The organism is Psychrobacter glacincola, from assembly GCF_904846215.1.
GTDB classification, from domain to species: domain Bacteria; phylum Pseudomonadota; class Gammaproteobacteria; order Pseudomonadales; family Moraxellaceae; genus Psychrobacter; species Psychrobacter glacincola.
In genome coordinates this window covers 1-7,916 of sequence record NZ_CAJGZK010000037.1, presented here as the reverse complement: position 1 = coordinate 7,916, position 7,916 = coordinate 1, and the positions used below count along the sequence as shown (strand labels likewise).

Below are 7,916 nucleotides of genomic sequence, written 5' to 3'. Positions count from 1 at the left end.
ATATTATAATTATAACTTACCCAGTAGACTTTTGGACCAAAGTCATTAAAAGCATTAAATATAAAGAAATGAGCATTCGTGAAGCTTATGATTTCTGAATTAATAATACATTTTAGATGGTTTAATTAAATTTGGTTTACCTTTAATTATCTTACTAATTTTTTAAATCTATAGTTAAAAATTAATAGAATAATTTAAGTCTAAGTGAGAAATATATTTTATTTAAAGGCTCTTTGAATAAAATAATTATTTTTCTGCTAATATACTGCTTTCGATTTTATGACTACTGAGCAACTACTAATGCCTCCATCAACATTATCTGCTGTCCCATATTTATTAATATCCATATACCTGTTATCAGTGAGTAACACTACATATGCAGTAAATACGGACAGATCGAAGACTGATAAAGTAGATATTGATAATCAAAGATTCGCAATCTGTTTAAACAACCTAGTTAAAACTGGTCCTTTTGTAAGCGTCAAAGAAACTTTTACCCAGTATCGTCCTTCTCTGTTAGATCCTAGCGTATTAGAGTCACTAAATTATCAGCCAGAGTTTGCTAAAGAACCTTGGGATTATTTAGCTAGCTTAGTGGATGAAGAAAGAGTTGTTGATGGTATTGCTGCTGATGAGGATTATGCCAATGTATTGGCAAAAATAGAGACTCACTATGGGGTAAATCGCTATGATGTGCTTGGTGTTTGGGGCGTAGAGTCGGATTTTGGGACTAAGTTAGGCAAAAAAGATGTAATTAATTCCTTGGCTACTTTATCTTGCTTTGGGCGTCGCAAAAGTTACTTCCGTAGGGAGTATGTTAGTGCTTTAAAAATATTGAAAAAAGGCGATATTGCTAAATCAGACTTTAAAGGCTCATGGGCAGGCGCTTTCGGACAGACTCAGTTCATGCCTTCTACATTTCTACAATTAGCACAAGATTTTGATGGTGATAATCGTAAAGATTTGGTGAATAGCCAAGCAGATGCATTAGCATCAACCGCTAACTTCCTAAAGAACAGTGGTTACCAAAGTAATAAACCTTGGGGTTATGAAGTACGCCTACCTTCAGGCACTAATTTTTCGAATGATCGTAAAAACAAAAAGCCTATATCTCATTGGCAAGGTCTAGGCATTACTTTGCCAGATAATAAACCATTACCAGAGACTTTATCTTCAGCAGGTTTGTTTTTACCATCTGGTAAACAAGGCCCAGCATTTTTAGTAGGACGCAATTTTGATGCCTTCTATGCTTATAATGCGTCAGAAAATTATGCACTAGCTATTGCCCACTTATCACAGCGTATTAAACAACAAGATACCAACGTTGACTTTGCAACCCCTTGGCCTACTGATGATCCAGGCTTGAACCGCAAAGAGTCTCGCGAGGTTCAAGAGTCGTTAAACCTTCTAGGTTATAGTATGGACGAAGTAGATGGCATTATTGGAGATAAAACACGCAAAGCGATTCAAAAATATCAAGCAGATATAAACATCAAAACCGATGGTAAAGCTGGACAAAAGATACACCGACATCTAATAGCTAGCTCTAAGGAACTAAGAGAAGCAGCTAAAATAGAGGCAAAGATAAATGCTAATCGAGAAGCTATAGATACTAACAGTTCACAAAGCGAAAATAAGGAAGGATCTAAAACCAAGTCTACGCATAGTTTATCTGATTTAGTAAGGAGTAAATCTTTACTCTTTATTATTATTTCTATATTATTTTTGCTTAGCATTGCTATCGTAATTTTAAGTAAGAGAAAATTGTAATTAAATAAAATATTAACGTTGGGGCAGTCAAGAGGTGAGAAACTGCGAGCCTGTGGGTCCGACGACATTGAATCCTGTAAAAGAGTCAGAAAAGATGAGATTACAAGCTGCTTAATTGGGCTTGATGGTGACAACTACCTTGAAAAACTCCGCAAATGATTTTAGAGGGAAAAAGTCATCGGGTCGAACACTCTAAAATAGTTCTGCTATCATGGCAAAAATGCACAAATGTAAATCCCAAAAACAAAACAAAACAAAACAACAGAGCTATGCCATGACCCTTTTGATTACCTCCTTAATACGTAAAACAACCCTTTTCTTAGCTGCAGCAACGTTGTCTGTGTCAGCGATGGCTTCAGATTTTAATCAAGTTCAACGAGAGGCTAATCAAGGCAATGCTATTGCTCAAGCTATGTTTGGTGTGATGTATGACCTAAGCAAAGGCGTGCCTCAGGACTATACCAAAGCAGCCGTGTGGTATGAAAAAGCTGCCAATCAAGGACTTGCTAAGTCTCAGTACAATCTTGGTGTGATGTATGCTAATGGCGAAGGCGTGCGTCAAAATACGGCGACTGCCAAAGAATGGTTTGGTAAAGCTTGCGATAACGGAAATCAAGGTGGTTGTGATACCTATCGAAAGTTAAATCAAAGGTAAGCTGCTACATATGCGGATTGCGGTCTATCTGTTGGTCTATTTTAATAGTGATGATCAAAGAACACGGCAACCGCAAGCGTTACGGCTAGCAGAGGGACTTCTCTAGTAACCGCCAAACTTAAAAGCACACACTAGGGCGGTAGTAGAGCTTGGCACTTCTCGACCCATGACCGTTGATTCCATTACAAACTTACGAGTGCGAAATTGGAAGATTGCGGTAATTGCTAATTAGCCTCAAAACACCTCGAATTATCCACTTCAAGTACACTGGCAGCACCTACCTATAGATAAAATTATAAATATAAGTAACTTAGCTACCGTGTTCGAGTGTCAAGTGGGATGTAAAGAGTTCTTTAAATTAGGATAAGAATATTAGTCTAGTTAGCTTTTACGAGTTTTCCGTTTTTTATTTTATAAGATCTTAAACTTTCTTTCGAAGGGCAACATCCTGGGTCTGTATCACCAAAGCTGTAAGAAACAACCTTGATGATTCCTTTATTAATACTTTTAATTTTAGCGTTTGACTCGAGTGAGGCTGAACCTAATTTAGCAAATTGATTTTTACCAAGACCTTTGAAAACAGCCAAATCCACACTTTTTGTTGTTGCATGGCAATTAGTCTCTTCGCAGTAGTAAAGGAGTGCAATAGCATCTTGAATGCCATCAGAATTAACATCTTTCATTATAACTTCTTTATTATCAAGATCAAATTTCATAGCTTCGTCTTCTAGATAGTCAGCATCTCTAACAAAATATTTCTTGCTTTCTAAGTTTAGAAGCTTGACGCCGCTAGCTGCTTCCTTGTTTATGGCTGCATTAAGAGATTGAGCATAAGATGTTACAGATAGAGTAGTAAGTAGGCATGCAGCTGTAATTTTGATTAAATAACTCATATAAATATTTCCAAAAAAATATGGTTAAAAGTATTTTAAGACCGGTAAAATTAAAAATATCATATGCTTATCAGTAGATGGGTTGCTTTCTTTAATTATTTATATTCTATTTTAAAAAAATGTCTATGCTGGAGTTTAATTTAAACAATAGTTATAAGGTATATAAGCTACATAATTCACAAAAGAATATTCTTAATCAAGCACAAATTATACTTTTACGTTTTTTATCAAACTTTAGAATGGTTTCCCACATACCGTCATCTACTTTGTAACCTTCGCTATTATTTTCAATGACATGAAAACCCTCATTTTCAGTTTCGTCAGGTTTCGGTATTTTGAATTTTGGACGTAAAGCTGTGAATTTTGTATCTTTAAAATAGAGCTCTAAGCTGCCCCATTCGTACCCTTGCAAATACTCAATTTTAAGTAGAGGTTGACCAAACGCCGTAGCATTTTTTAAAGTGTAAGTCGTGATAGTTTCGCCATAACCATCAATTGCGTTGTCTAGATCTACCTTTACCTTTTTGCTTGCGATTGAATCCTTATAAACTTTTGGCAATTTATCAGTGGGATTAGGGTAATTACAGCCTGCCATCATTGGTTTTAAATACGGTGTCCAATCGGTCGCAGCATTAGCCATTGAGCCTAACAGAGCAAAGCCCAAAATAAAAACTGTTTTTTTCATACATTACTGCTCCTATGTTTTCAAGAATAAACTAATTCTTTGCCATCAACAATTGTCCCAGTTAGTAACTTGATATTTTAGCAAATGATTAAACATATCTGAAAATAGAGGCAAGCATTGATCATAATTTAAGACTAAGTCTTATGTTACTTATAATATATAATCTCGATTACTATCGAATTATTAAGATTGAATATATCCTATAATTAATTGTAATTGTAATTGTAATTGTAATTGTAATTGTAATTGTAATTGCAATAAGATTAGACTTGTTAGCTGCAATTTATTTAAAACCTACTTTTTGGAAACGGTTTATTAAATATAATGAGTCTTTAGTTATCCAAAACCCATACAAACCCTCACGAAAGCCATTGTCGTCTGCAGTTTTCTACCCCTTGAAATTTAGAACACTATATCTCTACAATCGAAGGCATATCCAACCACGTAAATAGTCGTGATTGGATATGCCTTTTCTTTTACGCCGTTCACCTACTGAGTAAGCCATGTATGCGCTTGTTGATTGTAATAGCTTTTATGCCAACTGTGAGAAGCTCTTTCGCCCTGATCTAAAGGATAAGGCGGTGGTGGTGCTATCTAACAATGATGGCTGCATCGTTGCTCGCTCAAGCGAGGCTAAGCTACTCGGTATTAAGATGGGTGTGCCGTACTTTCAAGTGAAAGAATTCTGCGAGAAGAATGATAGGGTAATAGCGGTACATCCATGACTTGGTTTCAGTAGAACGTACCATTAAGAAGAGTTTAGGATGGTTTTTAACAGGAACGAAGTATTTCTTATCTTCAGGCTTATGACTGCTGATGCTTCGGTCTGAACTGATCACTTTTCTTTCCATAGCCTAGATCTCCATGAGTAGACTCAAAACTCGGTATACTCAAAGTGCATGGATTAGGATAGATAAAGCAGGACAGCATGGAACGCTAGATACAGTCAAAGCCCCTGATATAAGGGGCTTTGACTGTTCTATAAGATAGTATGGAACTATGTAATGGTACCCGTCACAGGACCGAATAAGATAGTCTCCACAATAGATAAGAGCACATAGAGATATAGGATTCACAAAGTTTATCCTAGCAGCGCAGAATCTTTTTAAAGTTGATCAATAATATGAAGCTCCGAGCAAAATAATTTAAAACCTAGAAAATAAATCACTAGGCTGTCAGATATACTTATCCTTGTAATTAATAGACATAGGAAAGCTAGCATGACGTTTCCCCCAAATAGCAGCATGCCAAATACTGTCAAAGTAGTAGCTCAAGCCTGTGCGATTACCTTTCAAGGCAACGCTAGCAATCAACTGCAACAGGACGCTTTTTTCTTCTTAGATCACTGGTATCAAGAAGATTCAGGAGTGATGTCAATCACATCAGTTGCATTACCATTTTGCCTAGCAGTATCGGATGGCGTTGCCAGCTCTAACTACTCTCAACACTGCTCAAAGGCAGTTGTCAAAGCTGTCAAATCGTTATGGGACGACAAGGAAAAGCCGACTTCAGATAAGATTCATCATTTGCTTAATCAAGCTAATCACTCAGTGAAACGTCATGGTGCAGCGGCTACCATTGCAATGGTTGTTGGCGAGTTGAGTAGTGATGGCATCATTAAGGCAACGATTACCCATGTGGGCGATAGCCGAGTTTATCTGCTATCCAAAGGAGCTGCCCTATGGCAATGTCTCACCCGCGATCATAACTTGTTAAATGAGTTGATTGACGAGCAGGCAAGAGCGAAAGGTCAGCAAGCAGATTTTGCTGACTACAATCGTGAAGGTATGGCGGGAAGTTTGTACAGTATTACTGAGTGCTTTGCCATAAGTGCTGATGAAAGTGGCTTGAGTAGTGAAGCGCCTGAGAGTACGGTGCGAACTATCGAAATGAAATCTGGTGATTGTTTAGTTATTTGCACTGACGGTATCCATGATTTAGTACCGAGTGATGAATGGCAACTTGTCAGTGAAGAAACTCATTTACAGGATTGGTTAATCGCTCTCAAAGATCAAGTCTATGACTCAGAGGGTAATGCTTATGATAATGGTACGGCTATTTTAGTTCGGTTTGATTAAGTAAAAATAGCGCTTTAGCTATCTATATATTCTTTAATCGAGTGAGTCTACTATGTCAAATGATCCAATCGCTAGCTATAACAAGTCAATACGCCTATTTGCGCTTTATCAGTGTCTGCCACGTGATAAAGATAAAGCTATCTCGCTTACAGAGCTGATGGAAGCCTATGGTGATGATGCTGATAAACTTAATAATGAGCGCAAGAATTTAGAGAATGACTTAACCAGTCTCAATCAAATATTTAACGATATTTTCTTTAGCGATGCCTTGATAAGGATACCAGCATGGGTTCAAAACATTAGTGGACAGACCGCAAGATTTTATATAGAACCCGACTTCACTATCGACGCTATCAATGAGCAAACGGTTTTCTTTTGGGATATGCTAGCTAAATATACAGCAAACTACTTACCAGCCTCCTTTAAGCAAAGTATCAGCGATAAACTAACCCAATTGGGTCGACACCAAAAACACGGCTTTATTCAAAGTCAACTTGGTCAGTGGCAAAGTTATCTTATTACTTTGCCTAGTGTGCTACTTGCACCAGCACTTGATAACGAAGTGCTTGCTCATATTCATAAGGCTCTGCTAGAGAATAAAAAATTACAGATCAGTTATCAAAACAAATGGGATAGCGAGCCTATTGAGCGTCTCATTTATGCTAAAGGCTTAGTATTTATCGATAATATGATTTATCTCACAGGCTTTGATCCTACGGATGATCATATCAATGATAAGGTGTTGTTAAAAGCACATCGTAACTTTGCAGTTAATCGTATTAAAAAGGCAAAGGTATTAGAAGAACCTATACCGGACTGGGTAAGGCATGATGCTTTTACTTTAGAGAATCTGAATAAGCTAGGAAAGCTTGAATTGAATGAAGGTTTGGAAATCAGATTGGTTTTAAAAGTACAAAAATACGCCTGTCAGCATCTTTATGAGCGTCCATTATCGCAAGATCAGAAGATTGCTATTACCGATGATACGTGGAATCAAGTCAGTGCCACCGTTGCTAATACTATGCGCTTGCAAGATTGGCTAGTGAGTATGTCGCAGCTGGCAGTAGTGATTGAACCATTGGAGTTGAAAACTATTATTCTAGAGCGTTTACATAGCGCAATAGAGCTTTATCAGGATTGATTATTAGGAGTATTACCATGGATGAAGCCTTGTTTAATGATTTTATCAAAGCTCAGGATGCTGTCTATTCTCAGGTCATTAGTGAGCTAACACAAGGGCACAAACGAACGCATTGGATGTGGTTCATTTTTCCACAAGTTAAGGGATTAGGGCATAGTACAATGTCCCAACGATATGTAATAGAGAGTTTAGAGCAAGCAAAAGAGTATTTGCAGCATGACATACTTAGTGCACGATTAGTGCAATGTGCTGAGTTATTGGAATTGCATCCTGATAAGAGTGCTTTAGATATTTTCGGAGCAATTGATACTCTAAAATTACACTCTTCGCTAACATTGTTTACTTTAGCCTCTTCATCTAAAAAGAACTGTGTTTTTGACCAGCTTTTGGATCAGTATTTCGCAGGCAATTACGATATAAACACCCTAAAAATGTTGATTCAGTTAAGTGACTGGAAACAAAATCTGTTAAAGCCATAATTGGCTGTATGAGGTTAAATAATATTGAGATAATATATCGTTGAGTAGTTTATTATCATTAAGTTTAATCAAACGTTTCATAATAGCAAAATGAACCGCCCCGACTATATCGGAGAGTGTTTTACTTGAGTCAGGCAGCAATGCCTGACAGGGTTAAATTATCATAATACCGCTTTTCAAATTCAAAAGGTGACACATATCCAATCGTGCTATGC

Annotated in this window: 7 protein-coding genes and 1 pseudogene; 6 read left to right on the top strand and 2 right to left on the bottom strand. The window is 37.1% G+C overall.

Annotated elements, in window-relative coordinates:
• The first annotated feature begins 279 nt into the window (after positions 1–279).
• Together JMW90_RS13050 and JMW90_RS13045 are read left to right on the top strand one after the other, a co-directional pair.
• Entirely contained in the window at positions 280–1,770 is a 1,491-nt protein-coding gene (locus tag JMW90_RS13050; RefSeq protein WP_227691971.1) for a lytic murein transglycosylase, read from the top strand.
• Between the two features lie 274 nt (positions 1,771–2,044).
• Positions 2,045–2,425, top strand: a complete 381-nt coding sequence (locus JMW90_RS13045; protein ID WP_227691970.1) for a tetratricopeptide repeat protein — start codon at positions 2,045–2,047, stop codon at positions 2,423–2,425.
• Between the two features lie 377 nt (positions 2,426–2,802).
• Here JMW90_RS13045 and JMW90_RS13040 read toward each other — a convergent pair whose 3' ends face one another.
• A complete protein-coding gene (locus JMW90_RS13040) occupies positions 2,803–3,318 on the bottom strand; it encodes a hypothetical protein (RefSeq protein ID WP_201564689.1) in 516 nt (171 codons plus the stop codon).
• Between the two features lie 196 nt (positions 3,319–3,514).
• The gene (locus JMW90_RS13035; protein ID WP_201564686.1) at positions 3,515–4,003 is read right to left on the bottom strand and encodes a hypothetical protein; all 489 of its coding nucleotides are present in this window, start codon (positions 4,001–4,003) and stop codon (positions 3,515–3,517) included.
• 503 nt (positions 4,004–4,506) lie between these two features.
• Between JMW90_RS13035 and JMW90_RS13030 the strand changes: the two are divergent.
• From JMW90_RS13030 to JMW90_RS13015, 4 genes and pseudogenes are all read left to right on the top strand, one after another.
• Positions 4,507–4,704 (top strand): annotated as a pseudogene (locus JMW90_RS13030) (Y-family DNA polymerase); the annotation flags it as partial.
• 519 nt (positions 4,705–5,223) lie between these two features.
• The gene (locus JMW90_RS13025) at positions 5,224–6,081 is read left to right on the top strand and encodes a PP2C family protein-serine/threonine phosphatase (RefSeq protein WP_201564684.1); all 858 of its coding nucleotides are present in this window, start codon (positions 5,224–5,226) and stop codon (positions 6,079–6,081) included.
• 52 nt (positions 6,082–6,133) lie between these two features.
• Complete coding sequence (locus tag JMW90_RS13020; RefSeq protein WP_201564682.1) at positions 6,134–7,222, top strand: helix-turn-helix transcriptional regulator; 1,089 nt, start codon at positions 6,134–6,136, stop codon at positions 7,220–7,222.
• Positions 7,223–7,239: 17 nt separating this feature from the next.
• The gene (locus tag JMW90_RS13015; RefSeq protein ID WP_201564680.1) at positions 7,240–7,701 is read left to right on the top strand and encodes a DUF1810 domain-containing protein; all 462 of its coding nucleotides are present in this window, start codon (positions 7,240–7,242) and stop codon (positions 7,699–7,701) included.
• Positions 7,702–7,916 lie beyond the last annotated feature (215 nt).